This window comes from Peribacillus sp. P4_D6, from assembly GCF_056401795.1.
Genome location: NZ_JBFUIQ010000001.1, coordinates 206,206 through 225,092, shown reverse-complemented (window position 1 = coordinate 225,092; position 18,887 = coordinate 206,206). Strand labels below are relative to the sequence as shown.

20 protein-coding genes are annotated in these 18,887 nt (G+C 42.5%); 19 read left to right on the top strand and 1 reads right to left on the bottom strand.

The window, feature by feature from the left end; translation table 11 throughout:
- Positions 1-14: 14 nt before the first annotated feature.
- The 16 genes from AC1DVB_RS01010 to spoIID all read left to right on the top strand — a co-directional run bounded on the left by AC1DVB_RS01010 (position 15) and on the right by spoIID (position 15,087).
- Entirely contained in the window at positions 15-416 is a 402-nt protein-coding gene (locus AC1DVB_RS01010; protein WP_034315803.1) for a F0F1 ATP synthase subunit epsilon, read from the top strand.
- Positions 417-755: 339 nt separating this feature from the next.
- Positions 756-1,130, top strand: coding sequence for an NADH-quinone oxidoreductase subunit A (locus tag AC1DVB_RS01005; RefSeq protein WP_057278185.1), 375 nt, complete (start codon positions 756-758; stop codon positions 1,128-1,130).
- Positions 1,131-1,156: 26 nt separating this feature from the next.
- Positions 1,157-1,633: a NuoB/complex I 20 kDa subunit family protein gene (locus AC1DVB_RS01000; RefSeq protein WP_170946902.1), complete on the top strand. Its 477-nt coding sequence runs from the start codon at positions 1,157-1,159 to the stop codon at positions 1,631-1,633.
- Positions 1,634-2,872: an NADH-quinone oxidoreductase subunit C gene (locus AC1DVB_RS00995; protein WP_477587834.1), complete on the top strand. Its 1,239-nt coding sequence runs from the start codon at positions 1,634-1,636 to the stop codon at positions 2,870-2,872.
- Between the two features lie 5 nt (positions 2,873-2,877).
- The gene (locus AC1DVB_RS00990; RefSeq protein ID WP_034315793.1) at positions 2,878-3,975 is read left to right on the top strand and encodes an NADH-quinone oxidoreductase subunit D; all 1,098 of its coding nucleotides are present in this window, start codon (positions 2,878-2,880) and stop codon (positions 3,973-3,975) included.
- Positions 3,976-4,983 (top strand): NADH-quinone oxidoreductase subunit NuoH, encoded by a 1,008-nt coding sequence (nuoH, locus tag AC1DVB_RS00985; protein WP_048685830.1) that lies wholly within the window; start codon positions 3,976-3,978, stop codon positions 4,981-4,983.
- Between the two features lie 33 nt (positions 4,984-5,016).
- Positions 5,017-5,436, top strand: coding sequence for an NADH-quinone oxidoreductase subunit NuoI (gene nuoI / locus AC1DVB_RS00980; protein ID WP_034315789.1), 420 nt, complete (start codon positions 5,017-5,019; stop codon positions 5,434-5,436).
- Positions 5,433-5,951, top strand: coding sequence for an NADH-quinone oxidoreductase subunit J (locus AC1DVB_RS00975; protein WP_048685826.1), 519 nt, complete (start codon positions 5,433-5,435; stop codon positions 5,949-5,951). Before nuoI ends, AC1DVB_RS00975 begins: the two co-directional genes overlap by 4 nt.
- The gene (nuoK, locus tag AC1DVB_RS00970; protein WP_034315785.1) at positions 5,948-6,262 is read left to right on the top strand and encodes an NADH-quinone oxidoreductase subunit NuoK; all 315 of its coding nucleotides are present in this window, start codon (positions 5,948-5,950) and stop codon (positions 6,260-6,262) included. Before AC1DVB_RS00975 ends, nuoK begins: the two co-directional genes overlap by 4 nt.
- 34 nt (positions 6,263-6,296) lie before the next feature.
- Positions 6,297-8,168 (top strand): NADH-quinone oxidoreductase subunit L, encoded by a 1,872-nt coding sequence (gene nuoL, locus AC1DVB_RS00965; RefSeq protein ID WP_477587831.1) that lies wholly within the window; start codon positions 6,297-6,299, stop codon positions 8,166-8,168.
- Positions 8,165-9,688: an NADH-quinone oxidoreductase subunit M gene (locus AC1DVB_RS00960; RefSeq protein WP_057278182.1), complete on the top strand. Its 1,524-nt coding sequence runs from the start codon at positions 8,165-8,167 to the stop codon at positions 9,686-9,688. The genes nuoL and AC1DVB_RS00960 overlap by 4 nt, the downstream gene beginning before the upstream one ends.
- Before the next feature lie 3 nt (positions 9,689-9,691).
- Positions 9,692-11,218 (top strand): NADH-quinone oxidoreductase subunit NuoN, encoded by a 1,527-nt coding sequence (gene nuoN / locus AC1DVB_RS00955; RefSeq protein ID WP_057278181.1) that lies wholly within the window; start codon positions 9,692-9,694, stop codon positions 11,216-11,218.
- A gap of 149 nt (positions 11,219-11,367) precedes the next feature.
- Positions 11,368-11,610, top strand: coding sequence for a DUF1146 family protein (locus AC1DVB_RS00950; RefSeq protein ID WP_034315776.1), 243 nt, complete (start codon positions 11,368-11,370; stop codon positions 11,608-11,610).
- 158 nt (positions 11,611-11,768) lie between these two features.
- Complete coding sequence (locus tag AC1DVB_RS00945; protein WP_057278179.1) at positions 11,769-12,518, top strand: YwmB family TATA-box binding protein; 750 nt, start codon at positions 11,769-11,771, stop codon at positions 12,516-12,518.
- Positions 12,519-12,550: 32 nt separating this feature from the next.
- A complete protein-coding gene (gene murA / locus AC1DVB_RS00940) occupies positions 12,551-13,849 on the top strand; it encodes a UDP-N-acetylglucosamine 1-carboxyvinyltransferase (protein WP_095678745.1) in 1,299 nt (432 codons plus the stop codon).
- Between the two features lie 200 nt (positions 13,850-14,049).
- Entirely contained in the window at positions 14,050-15,087 is a 1,038-nt protein-coding gene (spoIID, locus tag AC1DVB_RS00935; protein WP_223255874.1) for a stage II sporulation protein D, read from the top strand.
- Positions 15,088-15,107: 20 nt separating this feature from the next.
- Here spoIID and AC1DVB_RS00930 read toward each other — a convergent pair whose 3' ends face one another.
- Complete coding sequence (locus AC1DVB_RS00930; RefSeq protein WP_057278178.1) at positions 15,108-15,533, bottom strand: VanZ family protein; 426 nt, start codon at positions 15,531-15,533, stop codon at positions 15,108-15,110.
- A 153-nt stretch (positions 15,534-15,686) separates the two neighbouring features.
- Here AC1DVB_RS00930 and AC1DVB_RS00925 point away from each other — a divergent pair, with 153 nt between their 5' ends.
- The 3 genes from AC1DVB_RS00925 (at position 15,687) to mreB (ending at position 18,653) form a co-directional block, all read left to right on the top strand.
- Positions 15,687-16,637, top strand: a complete 951-nt coding sequence (locus tag AC1DVB_RS00925; RefSeq protein ID WP_454861969.1) for a stage II sporulation protein SpoIIQ — start codon at positions 15,687-15,689, stop codon at positions 16,635-16,637.
- A 435-nt stretch (positions 16,638-17,072) separates the two neighbouring features.
- Positions 17,073-17,345 carry a sporulation transcriptional regulator SpoIIID gene (gene spoIIID / locus AC1DVB_RS00920; protein ID WP_034315767.1) on the top strand — a complete coding sequence of 91 codons (273 nt, stop codon included), beginning with the start codon at positions 17,073-17,075 and terminating at the stop codon, positions 17,343-17,345.
- 306 nt (positions 17,346-17,651) lie between these two features.
- Positions 17,652-18,653, top strand: coding sequence for a rod shape-determining protein (mreB, locus tag AC1DVB_RS00915; RefSeq protein ID WP_057278176.1), 1,002 nt, complete (start codon positions 17,652-17,654; stop codon positions 18,651-18,653).
- The last annotated feature ends 234 nt before the right edge of the window (positions 18,654-18,887 follow it).

The window sequence follows — 18,887 nt, the reverse complement described above, 5'->3', positions numbered from 1 at the left end:
TAGGAGGGAATGAAATGAAGACCATTAAAGTCAATGTTGTTACTCCCGATGGCCCAGTATATGATGCAGAAGTTGAAATGGTAAGCACTAAAGCTAAAAGCGGTGAGCTGGGAATCATGGCTGGACACGTTCCAACTGTAGCCCCGCTTACCATTGGTGCTGTCCGTCTTAAAAATGGAAGCAACACAGACTATGTAGCTGTAAATGGTGGCTTCTTAGAAGTTCGCCCTGATGTGGTAACCATTTTAGCTCAATCTGCTGAAAGAGCTGAAACTATCGATCTTGCACGTGCTCAAGCAGCAAAAGCCCGTGCTGAACAAAGATTGCAGAACAATGATGGATCAAATGATGCCAAAAGAGCTGATTTAGCGCTTAAACGTGCAATCAACCGAATCCAAATTGCAGAAATGCGATAACTTTAATTGATGAAAACACCTGATCAAACCATTCGTGGTAAGATCAGGTGTTTTTTTATCCAGATGGTTTTTGAAGATTATTGACATGGAATATCAGAATTAGGAGTAAAATGTCGAATTATAGAGTAAAGTATTTTCCATTTTAAACCTTAACTCGTCGACATGCTTTTATCCTAATGTTATAATGTATACGCTTACATTTATTGCTTCATACCCCTCCTTTCACGTTGCTTCTAAAAGAATGTTACCCTGCATAATATTTATAACGTATCCAAAATGAAGACAAGCAAACTTAAATTGTAGCCATTTGACATGATATATCCATAAAGGGAGATGAACATGGGACAGCTGCATATTTACCAAAATAATTATTTAATTGTATTTGTTTTCCTTTGTCTCGGAATTTTATTACCTGTGATCGCTTTATTTCTTGGTAGACTGCTAAGGCCTTATAAACCAACAGATATGAAGTATACGACTTATGAAAGCGGAATCGAACCTTTTCAGGATTCAAGGGTTCAATTCAATGTCAGGTATTATCTATTTGGATTGATGTTCGTCATATTTGATGTAGAAACGGTTTTTCTTTACCCATGGGCGGTTGCCTATGATGAACTCGGACTGTTTGCATTGATTGAAATGCTGTTTTTTGTCGTGATCCTTATGCTAGGGCTAATCTATGCTTGGAAAAAGAAGGTGTTAAAGTGGAATTGAAGTTGGATGAACTTACCCCTAAAGAAATGGAAGAAATGCGCCACAGTATTTTCTTATCCACACTTGAACAAATAAAAGGCTGGGCTAGAAGTAACTCACTCTGGCCAATGACTTTCGGTTTGGCATGTTGTGCAATTGAAATGATGGGTGTCGGCTCCTCTCATTATGATTTGGACCGATTTGGTTCTTTTTTTCGGACATCCCCCAGACAATCGGATGTCATGATTGTTTCAGGAACAGTAACGAAAAAAATGGCTCCAATAATAAGTAGATTATACGAACAAATGCCAGAACCGAAATGGGTTATTGCAATGGGCTCCTGTGCAACTGCTGGCGGGCCTTATGTTCACTCTTACTCAGTGGTCAAAGGGGTAGATCAAATTGTACCTGTCGATGTATATATACCGGGTTGTCCCCCAAACCCAGCTGCACTTATTTACGGGATCAATAAATTAAAAGAAAAAATCCGTTATGAGGCGAAAACCGGAAAGCGGGTGATATAGATGAGTGAAAAGGAAGACTTAGCGAAACAAAAGGCAGAGGCCGCGGCCAGGGCGAAGGCTGTAGCTTTGGCCCGAAAACAGGAGAAAGCAGAAGCGGCAGAAAAGCCGGAAGTCGACATGGATATAGCGAAGCAGAAGGCGGCGGCAGCGGCCAAGGCGAAGGCAGCCTCATTGGCCCGGAAACAGGCGAAAGAAGAAGCGGCAGAAAAGCCGGAAGGTGAAATGGATATAGCGAAGCAAAAGGCGGCGGCAGCGGCCAAGGCAAAGGCAGCCGCGCTGGCCAAAAAACAGGCGAAAGAAGAAGAAGCGGCAGAAAAGCCGGAAGGCGAAATGGATATAGCGAAGCAGAAGGCGGCGGCAGCGGCCAAGGCAAAGGCAGCCGCACTGGCCAAAAAACAGGCGAAAGAAGCGGCAGAAAAGCCGGAAGGTGAAATGGATATAGCGAAGCAAAAGGCGGCGGCAGCGGCCAAGGCGAAGGCAGCGGCATTGGCCCGGAAACAGGCGAAAGAAGAAGCGGGAGAAAAGCCGGAAGGCGAAATGGATGCAGCGAAGCAAAAGGCAGCGGCAGCGGCCAAGGCGAAGGCAGCGGCATTGGCCCGGAAACAGGCGAAAGAAGAAGCGGGAGAAAAGCCGGAAGGCGAAATCGATGCAGTGAAGCAAAAGGCTGCGGCAGCGGCCAAGGCGAAGGCAGCAGCCGCTGCTGCGAAGAACAGGACAGCTGCACAGGAAAGCGAGGAAGCTGACACCCCTAGCGAAATTTCCCCAAATCAGTCGAAACTCGATCAAATTGTTTCTGCTATTGAAAGCCATGTAGGACAAGGGGCATTATTAGAGAACTATATTAATAGACTATCAAAAGATGTACCCACTTTAGTGGCTAATCCGGATACATATTTCTCAATAGCCAAATTTCTGCGGTATGATGAACAGCTTGACTTTTCGTATTTATCGGAACTTCATGGTACGGATTTTGAATCCCATATGGAAATCTATGTACATTTACACTCATTCAAAATGAACCAATCAGTTGCCTTGAAGGTGAAGCTTGATAGGGATACTCCCGTTATCCCATCATTGGTCCCATTATGGTCAGGTGCAAATTGGCCAGAATGTGAGGCGTATGATTTATTGGGCATTAACTTTTATGAACACCCTGATTTAAAGCGGATTTTACTTGGGGAAGATTGGAAAGGGTATCCCCTTAGAAAAGATTATGAGCCATATGATGTGGAGGTGTAAGCCCTATGTTAAGGACGGAAGAAATGCTTCTCAATGTCGGGCCGCAGCATCCGAGTACACATGGTGTTTTTCGGCTTGTCATCAAGATTGACGGTGAGATTATCAAAGAGGCTACACCTGTCATCGGGTATCTGCATCGCGGTACGGAAAAACTAGCGGAAAATCTGCAATATACACAAATAATCCCATATACTGACCGGCTCGATTATCTGGCGGCAATGACAAATAATTATGTACTTTGCCATGCTGTTGAGACAATGATGGGGGTTGAGATCCCTGAAAGGGCAGAATATTTGCGGGTCATCGCAATGGAATTGGGCAGAGTTGCAAGCCACCTCGTCTGGTGGGGTACATACTTGCTGGATATAGGTGCGACGAGTCCTTTCCTTTACGCATTCCGAGAACGTGAAATGATCGTTAATTTATTGACTGAATTGTCAGGGGCACGCCTCACATTCAATTATATGCGTGTCGGAGGTGTGAAATGGGATGCTCCTGAAGACTGGATTGCGAAGGTTGCCGAGTTTGTCCCTTATATGAGGGAGCAGCTTGCCGGTTACCATGAGCTTGTGACAGGGAATGAAATCTTTGTTAATCGGGTTAAAGGGGTGGGCATCTATTCGAAGGAAGAAGCCTTGCAGTATTCGCTTAGCGGTGCCAACTTAAGGTGTACAGGTGTGAAGTGGGATTTACGAAAAAATGAACCATATTCCATTTATGACAGGTTCACATTCGATGTTCCTACAAGGGAAGAGGGTGATGCCTTTTCACGCTATCATTGTAGAATGGAAGAAATCGAAGAGTCACTGAAAATCATCGAGCAGGCGGTTGAGCAATTTCCAGAAGGGCCGGTCCTTGCTAAGGTCCCTAAAATAATAAAGGTTCCTAAGGGTGAGGCATTTGTCCGAATTGAATCACCAAGAGGGGAAATAGGCTGTTATATCGCGAGTGAAGGGAAAAAGGAGCCATACCGCTTGAAATTCCGCAGACCTTCGTTTTATAATCTGCAAATTCTTCCGAAATTATTGGAGGGGGAAAATATGGCGAACTTGATAACGATTTTAGGTGCAATCGATATCGTGTTAGGGGAGGTGGATGGATAAATGATCAAGGATCTTCTCCATTCCGCTCCAAGCCTACTGAATTTTGGCATTTTTTTCGGTTTGGCAGTCCTGCTCCTGTTTGTCGTATTAGGGTTTGTAACCTATGGAATCCTTTCAGAGCGTAAAATCATGGGATTCATGCAGATGCGTGTCGGCCCAAACCAAATTGGAGGGAAATGGGGTCTTTTACAGACCGTTGCTGATGTTTTGAAACTTCTGATCAAGGAAGATACGATACCCAAGAAAGCTGATAAGCCGTTATATATTTTAGCTCCGGTAATTGCTTTTGCTCCCGCTTTCATGGTCCTTGCCACCTTGCCGTTCACCGATGCCTTCCAATTTGCTGATATAGGTGTCGGACTGCTTTATTATATGGCGATTTCCGGCATATCGACCATCGGCATCGTCACTGCAGGTTGGGCATCCAATAATAAGTATTCTTTGATTGGCGGAATGAGGGCAGCCGCGCAAATGATATCTTATGAGATCCCTTTGGTGATGTCGCTAGTGGGCATCGTCCTCATAACAGGCAGTTTAAACTTGAATGATATAGTCGCAGCCCAGGAAAAGGTTTGGTTCATTTTTCTTCAGCCGGTTGCGTTCATCGTGTTTTTCATTGCATCGGTTGCCGAGTTGAACAGGGTTCCTTTTGACCTTCCGGAAGCGGAATCCGAACTTGTAGCAGGCTATCATGTTGAATACTCTGGATTTCGCTGGGCCTTCTTTATGTTATCCGAATATGTGTATATGTTTGCAATGGCAACGCTAACCACTGTATTATTTTTAGGGGGATGGAATTCTATTCCGTTTTTGGATTTTATTCCGGCGGCCATCTGGTTCGGTCTGAAGTTCAGTGCCGTATTCTATATATTGGTCTGGATCCGTGTAACCTTTCCTCGGATAAGGGCTGATCAATTGATGGAGTTCGGATGGAAAGTGCTGCTTCCGGTTGCATTGGCAAATATATTTTTGACGGCACTAATAAAAGAATTGCTTAACCTTTTTTAGAAACTTAAGCTGGTCGGAAAGCGAGGGATTTATATGCTTGGTTTAGCAAAAGGTTTAACCTATACATTAAAGAACTTGACGAGGAAAAAAGTGACCTATGACTACCCGAATGAGCCGCTTCCGCTCCCTGACCGATTTCGCGGAATCCAAAAATTTTATCCTGAAAAGTGTATCGTATGCAATCAATGCGTGACGATTTGTCCAACGGATTGTATTCAATTAACTGGTAAGAAACATCCGGACCCGTCGAAAAAAGGGAAAATCATCGAGACGTATGACATCAATTTCGAGATTTGCATTTTATGTGATTTATGTACGGAGGTCTGCCCTACAGAAGCGATCGTGATGACGAATCAATTCGAGCTTGCCGAGTATAGCCGTGATCATCTATTTAAAAACCTGGAGTGGCTGGATGAAAATGATGAAAATATCCGGAAGGTGAATAAAGTATGAGTTTGTCGGGTGAATTGATTGCCTTTATTGGTTTGGCACTTGTCGCGATAGTAGGCGGGGTGTTGCTGATTACCTTAACAAAAGTGGTGCACATGGTTATCGCACTTGTTTTTACTTTCTTGGGCATTGCAGGCATTTATATGTTGCTCTCGGCAGAGTTTGTCGCCATTGTCCAAATCCTTATTTATTCAGGGGCAATTACGATCGTGATGCTATTCGGGATTATGCTGACAAAACACCAGGAAAATGATGCACCGGCTAAAGGGGGCTGGGGGAATTTCTCCTTGCTGGCAGCGATTGCCGGATTTGCCGTAGCGGTGTATCTGGGGATTTATAATCTGGATATACCTGTACAGCCAACGGCGTTGCATGAGGAAAATACAAAGCAAATAGGAATCGAACTTTTTTCAAAATATGTAATTCCATTTGAAGTGATGTCGGTACTCCTGCTTGTTGCTTTAGTCGGTGCCATCGTATTGGCTAAAAAAGATGATGAGGAGGGAGATCGATCATGACGGGAGTTCCTTTGTCGGCTTATCTTGTATTGGCTCTCGTTTTATTTTGTATAGGGCTGTATGGTGCCTTGACGAAAAGAAATGCGGTCATTGTTTTGATTTCAATCGAGCTGATGCTGAACGCTGCAAATATTAATTTAGTGGCCTTCAGTAAATTCGGGGTAACGCCATCCATTACGGGTCAAGTTTTTTCCTTATTCACGATTACGATTGCTGCAGCGGAGGCAGCTGTAGGGCTGGCCATACTAATGTCCCTTTATCGCAATCGTAAGACGGTCAATGTCGATGAAATGGAAATGATGAAGAATTGAAGGTTTATATAATTGAAGAAGGGGATTTGATACGATGATGGAGCACGCATGGCTCATACCGATCTTTCCACTCGTCACGTTTCTGGTTCTGCTTCTATCAGGCGGGCGGTTGCGGGAGCGAGGCGCTTTTATAGGAATAATATGTACAGTGGCTTCGTTCGTTTTATCGTTGCTTGTCCTGATCGAGCGATTTAAAGAACCTACTTATAATATATCGATAGATTGGCTTTCCTTCGGAGGGACGCAACTTTCAGCTGGATTCGAAATCAATCAGCTCAATGCCTTGATGCTTGTGGTCGTTTCCCTTGTCAGCCTGCTTGTCCAGATATATTCGAAGGGGTATATGAAGGGTGAAGTGCGATTCTCCATTTTTTATACTTATCTGGGCTTCTTCACCTTTGCCATGCTTGGACTAGTCATGGCCCCCAATTTATTACAACTTTATATCTTCTGGGAATTGGTCGGGGTGGGGTCTTTCCTGCTCATTGGTTTTTACTTTTATAAACTGGAAGCTAAGGCTGCGGCGAAGAAGGCATTCATCATGACCAGGATTGGGGATGTAGGGCTATTAATCGGCATCATTCTTCTATTCTGGGAAACAGGCAGCTTTGAATATGGAGAGATCTTTCAAGCCGTTCAGTCGGGCATGATATCAAGTGAAAAACTGACATTAATTGCTATTTTGATTTTTATCGGTGCGGTTGGGAAGTCTGGACAATTTCCACTTCATACATGGCTTCCGGACGCAATGGAAGGCCCGACTCCGGTTTCCGCATTGATACACGCAGCAACCATGGTTGCTGCAGGGGTATACCTGGTGGCGGCCATGTTTCCGTTATTCATGGCTAGTTCTGCTGCGATGCAGGTAGTGGCCATAACAGGTGGGATTACAGCCATACTTGCCGCAAGCATTGCCATAGTGCAAAAGGATGTTAAGCGTGTATTGGCCTATTCGACCATCTCTCAGCTTGGTTTTATGATGCTTGCTTTGGGTACTTCGGGATATGTGGCCGGGGTGTTTCATTTAATGACCCATGCCTTTTTTAAAGCTTTGCTGTTTTTGACAGCAGGCAGTGTTATTCACGCTATACATACACAGGATATGGAAAAAATGGGCGGCTTATGGCGTAAGTTGAATTGGACCGGTCCGCTGTTCTTGACTGGCACGTTGGCGATATCGGGGTTTCCGTTGCTCTCGGGCTTTTTCAGTAAAGATGAAATTCTAATGGCAGCTTGGGAGAATGGTAGTTATATATTGTTTGGTCTAGCGGTGGTTACCTCCTTTTTAACTGCGTTTTATATGTTCCGGCTGTTTTTCATGATGTTTGCAGGCGATTCACGCAGTCAGGCAGAACAGGTCAAGGAATCACCTTTCATCATGCTAATTCCCATGCTCGCATTGGCTTTGCTTGCTGTAATCGGTGGGTATATCCAAACACCGTGGTTTGGAACTTTTCTTGGGGAGTGGCTTGTGGAGGGTAATGAAGCTCTTCTAGGCGCCAGCCATAGTGAGGGGCCCGTTTGGATAATGTTGATGGCCGTGCTTGTGTCGCTGGCCGGGATTTACCTTGCTTATATGATATACGTTAAAAAGAAGTTATCTCGGGAATGGCTTGTCAAAGAAAACTCCGAGGTATATAGGATTTTGGAAAATAAGTATTACATTGATGAGATTTATCATTTTACTGCAGGCTATGCAATCAAAGGCTTTAGTATATTCCTATCTTATATTGAAAGGTTCATTGTCGGTGGCCTTGTTTCCACTGTAACAAGTTCAATAGAAGGATTGGGGAAAATAGGGTCTAAACTGCAAACGGGACAGGTACAGCAATATGGCATGATAGCCTTTCTGGGACTTGCGGTACTGTTGGTGATTTTTGCAGTAACTGGGGGGTATCTAAGATGAATGTCTATTTGCTCTCGCTTTTAGTGTTTTCACCGCTGCTGGGCATCGTGATGGTTGCCCTCATGCCGAAAAAAGAGGAAAGGACGATTAAACAATTTGGTTTTTTCGGAACACTGCCTCCCCTTTTCCTATCATTCTTTCTTTGCAGCCAATATTATTCGGGTGTGGCCCTATCCATATTTGACATTAAGTTGAATTGGATCAGGTTTGGAAATTTGGAGATGTATGATCCCAAGCTCTTCACGGTTGATTTTGAGTTGGGGCTGGATGGCTTAAGTCTCATCTTCATATTACTGACAACAATCATTTCATCACTGGCCGCAATCGCATCCATTTATATAAAAAAAGAATGGAAAGGGTATTATTTATTATTTTTGATCCTGGAGATTGGAATGCTCGGTGTCTTCACGGCAGAAAATTTGATCCTTTTTTTCATCTTTTTCGAAATGACTTTGATTCCTGCTTTCTTTTTGATTGGCAGATGGGGCTTTCTGGAGAGGGAGAAAGCTTCTTATAGTTTTCTGATCTATAATGGCATTGGTTCGGCTGTTTTATTGGTGGCCATTTTGATTTTGTTTGCCAGGACAGGTACGACCAACATTACAGCATTGACACAGATGATGACAATGGGCGGCGTTTCGCTTTTTGCACCCATATCCGGTTCGATGAAATATGGTTTATGTCTTGCATTTCTCGTGGCATTTGCGATAAAGCTGCCGGTCTTTCCCTTTCATAGCTGGATGGTGCGGGTCCATGCAGAAGCACCTCCATCCATAGTCATGATACATGCCGGTGTCTTATTGAAAATTGGGGCGTACGGAATCATCCGGTTTGGAATGGGGATATTTCCTGAACAATATAAAAGCTTGGCCTTTACCATAGTCCTATTTGGGGTCCTCAGTTTTTTATATGGTGCTTTTCTGGCATTGGTACAAACGGATTTCAAGCTCGTTTTAGCCTACTCATCAATCTCGCATATGGGTATCGTCATGATGGGGCTGGGAGCTTTGAATGAAGCGGGCATTCAGGGAGCTATTTTTCAAGTCATCTCACACGGGCTAATTGCTGCTTTGTTGTTTTTCTTGGTTGGAGCGTTGTATGAGCGTACAGGAACCACGATGCTTCCTAGGCTTGGAGGGCTGGCCAAGTCGATGCCGATTTTTTCAGGGTTTATGTTAGCTTCTGGGATGGCTTCACTCGGTTTGCCTGGCATGTCCGGTTTCATCAGTGAATTCATGGTATTTCTTGGCTTATTCAAGAGTCAGCCGTTGCTTGCGGCAATAGGGGTGATCGGGCTGGTATTAACCGCTGTTTATGTACTGAGGGCGGTCATGCTTATGACTTTCGGGAAAAATGATGGCTTGATAGAAAAAGAGAATTGGGACCTAAGGGGCTGGGAGTTTTTGCCGGCGTTGGTTCTTCTCGGTTTGATAATATCTGTTGGGGTATACCCAAATTTGTTAGGCGGGCCTCTTCAAGGAACGATTGAAGCCATGATGCTTGCTCTAGGGGGGCGATGAAGGATGGATTGGAACACGATGCTTTCTTATGATTGGGGAGCGATGATGCCGGAATTCATCATTCTTGGAACGACCATGATTCTTTCGATACTGGATTTATTCTGGCCGAAGCACTTTAATCGGAGAAAACTGGCATGGCTCGCGCTAACCGGAATCATTTTGGCATGTTTGTCACTGATTAGCCTGCTGTCCTTTGAGACAGTCAGTATCTTATCCGATACGTTTCGTTTAGATTCATTTGCAAAAGCTTTTAAGCTGCTTCTATTATTCGGAGCGGCCCTGATCATCCTTCTGGCTGAAGGATATGAACCGCGAGAGGGGCTGCGGGAGCACCGGGGGGAATTTTATTATCTGTTCCTGACCGCTTTGCTTGGAGCGATGGTCATGTCCTCAAGCGGTGATTTGATCACGCTGTTCGTTGGACTGGAACTTCTTTCACTTTCATCTTATATATTAGTCGGAATGCGCAAGCATGATCGGAAGTCCAACGAAGCGTCCATGAAGTATGTGATAAACGGAGGCATTTCCACAGCAATCACTTTATTCGGGATGAGCTATTTATATGGAGTGACCGGTTCCGTCAATCTAGGCGAAATGAGCAGGACGATGGCTGCGATGACCGACGGGCAGCTGCAATACATCATGGGGCTCGCTTTCTTCATGGTATTTGTCGGTGTATCCTTCAAGATAGCTGCCGCACCGTTTCATATGTGGGCGCCGGATGTCTATGAAGGGGCACCGACACCGGTCGCAGCCTTCTTGAGTGTAATTTCGAAAATGGCGGGTTTCGTCATCATCCTGCGCCTTTTTCTTTCGTTGTTCCTAACGGCTTCCGGTGATACGTTCGGGGCGCTAGATTTTTTGGATAAAAATAATATTTATATAGCTTCATTGGCGGGGCTGACGATCATCATTGGAAATGTGGTTGCGTTAAGGCAGCAAAATTTAAAACGAATGTTTGCCTATTCAAGCATCGCTCATGCGGGTTACCTGCTTGTGGCGGTGGCAACATTGGGCGGGGGATATTTCCTGCTTGATACTGTCTGGTTTTACCTAATGGCTTATGTATTAATGAATATCGGTGTATTTGCAGTCATTCAGCTGCTCTCCAGTCAAAGTGGGTCCGAAGATATCAGCATTCTTGCAGGAATGGGGAGGAAATCCCCGTATCTTGCCATGGCATTCACCGTATTCATCCTGTCGCTTGCTGGAATTCCCGGGACGACAGGTTTCATTGGCAAACTCAATATTTTTCTTGGGACATTCATAACGGAGCCTGGACATTTCGTCCTTGCGGGAATCATGATTGCAGGTACCATTGTGTCCTATGTGTATTATTTCGGATTATTGGTGCAGGTCTTTTTCCGACCGATTCATTCAGAGAAGGTTATTAAAATTCGTCCGGGTCTTCACATCGTATTGATCATATGCGTAATAGGCACCATACTTTTCGGGGTGGCGCCAAATATCGCCTTTGATTTTATTCATGATCAATTTGGTGATTTTACAGACTTTATTTCGAGTAAATGATATAATGCCTGTATCAGAGGCTTGTTCCATTGGATCAAGCCTCTATTTACAGTTTTAAAAAGATATTTTGCAATTCTTCCTTTTTAATTCCAAATATGAAGGGGTTTTGTGTTAGAATAGAACTCGGGTGTCTTTTAGGAGGTATGTACATGTTTTCAGCAATGGGACAGCAGGCTTTAACAGGAATAATTGCACACTTGTTTTTCATCGCAGTTACCTGGTGGGCTTTACAGGCATTACATTTTGATAAAATGTTAAGATCCAATTCGGTCATCAAGGCCAGGGTATTATATATTTTATTAACGGTTGCCATCGGTTCAGTTGTAAGTAATTTCTTCCTCGACTACCTGGGATTTGCAAACCAACTTCCGTATATGTTTAGTAATGACTGATTAGCTGTAAGAATATTCTTATAGCAAAATATGATTCTACTCTTGTATTCGCTATTGCTTCCTGCAAGTTTAAGGGGAAGGTGTCACCAATTGTCGGAAAACTCGAAGTATGATCTCTCTCCTTATGGAAAGAATGTGTAAAAGGGGAGGGATTTAACATGTATTTTTTAAATAAAAAAATGTTAACATACATAGTATTTCTCGGTTTGACGGTGATTTTAATTGGGAATAGTACGATTGTGGCAGAAAGTAAACCAGATATAGTTAAAATGGTGGGACTGTTACAGGAAGATAAAGATTTAGACATAGGGGATTGGTCTGTACTCACTAGAGAAATAAATAAAGAGATTACAACTAAACAAGAGTTTGAAAGCGAAGTTACAGCTTTAAAACGAAAATACCCTCAATTTCAATGGCATCGGAAAGATGATGCTTCCGGCTGGAAGGCTGAGGCATTAACTTACAATGTCGATTCAGGTCTGACCGAGTCTATCAAAGTAATGACAACGGAAGAGAAATTTGATAAAGTTACCTATGTTATTTACGAAGTGAAGGGGAAAAAGTGGAAGAAAGCCAATAATGCCTTTTTTACCGCTACGTTCCAAAACAGGGTGAATGACCTATTTATAGGAACTCCTACAATTTTTTCTTGTATTAAAGGGTCTATCAATGATAATATGGATTCGGTTTTAAACTCTAAAACTGAAGACCTGTTAGATATGTTCCAAGCAAGGGAAATTGAGAGTGTGCACGAAACAAACTTTACATCAATATCTGCACATTCAACTTTGTTTAAACAACCTTTGACAAAAGAAAAATTAAATTTGCAGTTTGGGCTACGGACAGAAGGATTGGGTGACCGAACGAACTTTGTAGTTGGCACACCAATCATAACGTTTGAATATTAATATAGAGAAAATGGACGCGGAGGGGAATACTTTTGGAAAAAATCATCGTCCGCGGCGGAAAAAGGCTTAGCGGGACAGTTAAAGTAGAAGGTGCTAAAAACGCCGTTTTGCCAGTTATCGCTGCAACATTATTAGCAAGTGATGGGAAAAGTATCATTAAAGATGTTCCTACGCTCTCCGATGTATATACAATCAATGAAGTATTGCGCAACTTAAATGCAGATGTTGCCTTTCATGACAATCAAGTAACTGTAGATGCATCAAGAGAGTTATTAGAAGAAGCACCATTTGAATATGTACGTAAAATGAGAGCTTCCGTTTTAGTGATGGGCTCATTACTGGCAAGGAATGGCCGGGCCCGCGTTGCTCTTCCTGGTGGCTGTGCCATCGGATCACGTCCTATCGACCAGCATTTAAAGGGCTTTGAAGCGATGGGAGCAAAAGTGAAGGTCGGCAATGGTTTCATTGATGCCGAGGTAGAAGGCAGACTTAAGGGTGCAAGAGTGTATCTTGACTTCCCAAGTGTTGGTGCCACCGAAAACATCATGATGGCTGCTACGCTTGCTGAAGGTATTACGATTCTTGAAAATGTGGCCAAAGAGCCTGAAATTGTAGATCTTGCGAATCTCCTTAATAAAATGGGTGCCAAAGTCAGAGGTGCCGGTACTGGTACGATGAGAATCGAAGGTGTCGATAAATTATATGGCACTGAACATACGATTATACCTGACCGTATCGAAGCTGGTACATTCATGACAGCGGCCGCTCTTACTGGCGGCAATGTTCTTGTTCAAGGAGCTGTACCTGAACACCTTACTTCCCTTATTGCTAAAATGGAGGAAATGGGCGTTAAAATTCTTGAAGAAGAAGATGGATTACGCGTTATCGGTCCAAAAACCTTGAAGGCCATTGACATCAAAACAATGCCGCATCCTGGTTTCCCGACTGATATGCAATCGCAAATGATGGCATTATTACTGCGTGCTGAAGGAACAAGTATGATTACGGAGACCGTTTTCGAAAACCGTTTCATGCATGTTGAAGAATTCCGTCGCATGAATGCCAATATTAAAATAGAAGGCCGTTCCGTTATCGTTAATGGTCCAACTAACATTCAAGGTGCTGAAGTAGCTGCAACAGATTTACGTGCCGCTGCAGCGCTCATCCTGACTGGATTGGTTGCAGATGGCATTACACGTGTTACAGAATTAAAGCATCTTGACAGAGGATACGTGAATTTCCATGGTAAATTGGCATCTCTAGGTGCTGATGTGGAACGTATTAACGAAGATGTGCCTGCTGAAACAAAAATTGCAGATTTAAACGCATAAGTAGCTTATAAAACCATTCACGTTCGAGTCTCCGAACCGTGAATGGTTTTTTTTATCATGTTCCGGATTCTTGGCCGACAGTTAAATAGTTGTCGTTTTTCTATTCATAAATGCTTGTCCTTCGACATACATTTGTTATGTAAAGATACCTGCTGGATACGATAATACGGCAGAGAACAAGTGTAGGGAGGCTCAGGAATTTGAAAGCAATCAAACCGATGGTCGTACTATTCATAGCAGTAGCATTCGTAATTATCATGATTCCGGCAGTGCTTGTGCTTCCATTTTCAAATGATAAGACAAGTGGGCAGTTAACCGAGCAGTTGGAAAAGAAAGGGAAGAGTGAGGGCAAAGAGGTAGCGGCAAATGAAATGAGTTCCGTAGAAGTTGCCGTTTACCGCACATCAGCAAAAAGGATTGAAAAACTGCCAATTGAATCGTACTTGAGTGGTGTGGTTGCAGCTGAAATGCCAGCAGATTTTGAAGAAGAAGCGCTGAAAGCACAAGCGTTGACGGCGAGAACCTATATTGTCAATCAGCTCATAAGCGAAAGTCGATTAGGCTTGCCCGATGGTGCCGATGTAAGCGATACGGTCATGCACCAAGTTTATAAGAATAATGATGAGCTGAAAAAACAGTGGGGCTCTGATTATAAATGGAAAATGCAAAAAATTAACAAGGCCATAAAAGAAACGGCGGGTCAAATCTTAACCTATGAAGGAAAACCGATTACTGCCACTTTTTTTTCGACAAGCAATGGCTATACGGAGAATTCCGAGGACTATTGGCAAGCTGAATTCCCCTATTTAAAAAGTGTATCCAGTCCATGGGATAAAGAAGAATCACCAAAGTTTTATAATAAAGTAGTAGTCGCTACTGCAGATTTTGAGAGAAAATTGGGTGTAAGTCTTTCTTCGGGAACATCCATAGGAACTGTCATTGAAAGAACATCAGGTAATCGCGTAGGTGTAGTGGATATCGGAGGAAAGAAAATGACAGGAAAACAGATTCGTGAGAAGCTCGGGCTGACATCTTCCGATTTTGACTGGGAGCGTCAAGGCAACCGGATTGTGATCACGACAAAAGGATCTGGACACGGAGTTGGAATGAGCCAATACGGTGCTAATGGCATGGCCAGGGAAGGGAAAACCTATGAAGACATCGTGAAATATTATTATAAAGGCGTCAAAGTTCAGTCTTCAAGTAAGTGGCTGAATACGATGACGGCAAAAAAATGAGAGATGGGAATTCCCATCTCTCATTTCTTTTCGTTTAATTTTTCTATAAAGGTCAAAAAGCCCCGTTTACGCTTGAAATAATGATATTGGACATGAAAATAAACTGCAGCTACCCCAATGATATCTTTAATGACATCTATTATGCTGGAGGAGCGGTACGGGACGAAAGATTGATGGTATTCATCAATCACTCCATAAAGGCAAGCTACAAGGGCAGCCAACAGGCTTAAACCAGGTCTCAGTTTTTGGTGTGCAGCAAGTGCCGAAACAAATAATATATACAAAAGGGCAAATTCGACCAAATGAAGTGCCTCTTTGATAAATCGGTCAAATGACGATGAGGGAAGATCAAGAATCATATCATCGGGGTTGCTCGACATTATCCAAATGGCAATCATATATAGAAAAGGCAATAACGTTAACACAAGTTTAAAAGCTTTTTTCATGATTTAAACATCCTTCAACAGTAAGATACCAAACATTTTACCATTCTACGAATAAAATCGGTTTCATTTCCACAAAATAAATCTAAAAAAAATTTTTTCCTGCATGTATATAATTTTAACAAAATGTTCAGAATGATTGCTGAGGTGATTAATATGAGAGAGGAAGAAAAGAAACCAACTTCCACAATCCGACGTATACTAAAACAACGTTGGGCATTATCAGCAATCTATATCGCAAGTGCAGCCATAATCTTAGCCGCGGCCTTCTTATTACAAAATAGTTTTAATGATTCAGCTAAAGATGGCAAAGAGGAATCGGCTGAAACAGGAAAAAACTATGGTGAGCCTTCTGTAGAGGTTAATAGCAATCTTGAGACAATCAAGATGCCTGTGGCCGATGCAGACAAATCGGTTATCAAGAAACAGTTTTATGATGTGAATGCGGATGAAAAGGCACAAGAAGAAGCATTGGTTTTCTACAACAATAGATATGAGCAAAACAAAGGTATAGACATTGCAATGGAAGATGGAAAGTCTTTCGATGTAAAAGCTTCCTTAAGTGGAAATGTAACGAAAGTTCAAGACGATGCGTTACTTGGAAATTTAGTTGAAGTAGAGCATGAAGATGGTGTTGTTACTCGTTATCAATCTGTTAAAGACATTAAGGTTGCAGTCGGTGACAAAGTGAAACAAGGACAAGCAATTGCTACAGCCGGAAAAAGCCAAATCAATGAAGAGGCTGGCGTACATGTCCACTTCGAAATCAGAAAAGATAACATTGCGTTAAACCCACTTGATTTTGTTGATAAACAAGCTTCTGCGATTCAATCTGCAACTGAAGCTGAAGCTGATAAAGAAGAAACACCTGCAGTCGAAGGATCAGAAGCTGACAAAGAAACACCTGCAGTCGAAGGATCAGAAGCTGACAAAGAAACACCTGCAGTCGAAGGGTCTGAAGCTGACAAAGAAGAAACACCTGCAGTTGATGAAACTGACGAGAGCACTGATTTAGAGAGTGGCACTGATGAGGAAGGCTCTGTCCCTGGTGAAGATACAACTGAAGAAAGCGATTCCTTAAAAGATTCGTTAAATCAATCTAATTAAGATTAAGATTTTTAATAAAATCAAAACAAAAACCTAGAGCGTTACGAATGACAACAACTGAAAATTTGGTAAAAGGAGGCCGTTCACTTTGAACGGCTTCTTTTTTTCTTTCGGGGAAATATTGGCCAATATGCTGAAACCTTTGAATTTCTGACAAATTTCTCGGGAAATAATTTACGTTTAATAAAAATAAACAGATGAAAAATCAGAAATAAATCCAAACCTCCTGTCCCATTAGGCATATATTCTTAACCAAGCTAATAAGATGTTATAAACCATGCAAAGAGAGTGTTTGAGGTGAGGAATCGTTTATTACAAATTATCTAATAGGTGAATAATTCTATCTTTCATTGTTTATAGGGCAGCGGTATTCGATTCGAAAAATACGAATCTCATTTCACACTTCTCACATCCAATTTGGGGAGGTCGAGTGGTGTGCACGATTACATCAAAGAAAGAACTATCAAGATAGGAAAGTATATCGTGGAAACTAGAAAAACAGTCCGCGTCATTGCAAAAGAGTTCGGAGTCTCTAAAAGCACAGTGCATAAAGACTTAACTGAGAGGCTGCCAGAAATTAATCCTGATTTGGCTAACGAAGTGAAGGATATATTGGATTATCATAAATCCATTCGTCACCTTAGAGGTGGAGAAGCGACAAAATTAAAATACAAACGTTCTGAAAGAGAAGAAGAAATCGTTAAATGATACTTGAATCATTCCGGCAATTGGAAGTGAATCGGGCTATCGGGGAATGAATAAGGGGACATGAAAGTGAGTGTCAGCTTTTTCTTAACCTTGATGCGGTTCCATGCCGGATTTTTTTAATGGGAAAATACGGTAAGGTAGTACATAAGGCATTGATTTTTTTTACATATTGTAAAAATAGGAAATAATAGTCTGTATTAGTGTTTATTTATAATTCATACTTACTTGTGTCAATGCAATATGGTAAAATAAACAATTAGGACAGAAGTAGGTTATATGTGAGGATATTCAAGGAGGATTTAAGAAATGTTTGCTAGAGATATTGGGATAGATCTTGGAACAGCCAATGTTCTTATACATGTCAAAGGTAAAGGAATTGTGTTAAATGAGCCTTCGGTAGTCGCGATTGATAAGAATACGAACCGTGTTCTTGCCGTCGGGGAAGAAGCTCGAAAAATGGTAGGCCGTACTCCAGGAAACATCATCGCAATCCGTCCTTTAAAAGACGGTGTCATTGCAGATTTCGATGTAACAGAATCGATGCTTAAGCATTTTATCAATACATTGAATGTGAAAGGCTTTCTTTCAAAGCCTAGAATTTTAATTTGCTGCCCGACCAACATAACAAGTGTCGAACAAAAGGCGATTAAAGAAGCTGCCGAAAAAAGCGGCGGGAAGAAAGTATACCTTGAAGAAGAGCCGAAAGTGGCCGCAATCGGTGCCGGTATGGATATTTTTCAACCAAGCGGCAATATGGTTGTAGACATTGGCGGGGGTACAACGGATATTGCCGTTCTTTCAATGGGGGATATCGTTACATCTTCATCCATTAAAATGGCCGGTGACAAATTCGATAATGAAATATTACATTATATCAAGCGGAAGTATAAGCTCCTGATTGGTGAACGTACAGCGGAGAACATTAAAATCCAGGTTGCAACCGTCTTCCCTGGATCTCGTAATGAAGTCATCGATATCCGTGGGCGTGATATGGTATCGGGATTGCCTAGAACCATTTCGGTCAATTCTGAAGAAATTGAGGAGGCACTTCGCGAGCAGGTTTCCATCATTGTACAAGCTGCAAAAAGCGTACTTGAGCGGACGCCGCCAGAGCTTTCTGCTGATATCATCGACCGCGGCGTCATTTTAACAGGCGGGGGAGCCTTGCTTCACGGGATTGATTTACTTCTTGCTGAAGAACTAAAGGTCCCAGTACTCGTTGCCGAGCGGCCAATGGATTGTGTAGCAATCGGAACCGGTATCATGCTTGATAATATGGATAAATTGCCACGGCACAAATTCAACTAAAAAGCGGGTGGAAATCCGCATCATAAGATAGGGGTCTAAGGTTCAGACAAACGTGAGGCATAGTGAAAGTGCGTGCAGTTCCAGTACTGATGAGCAATAGGCCCTCTTCTTTTAGTCGAGAATTTAACACCATTCCTTTAAATTTGACCTAACCTACGATATGACAAATTCTTCTGCCTAATGCTTCTCCTTTTCCTTAAGATACTGATGTTCATGACCGATAAGATAGATATG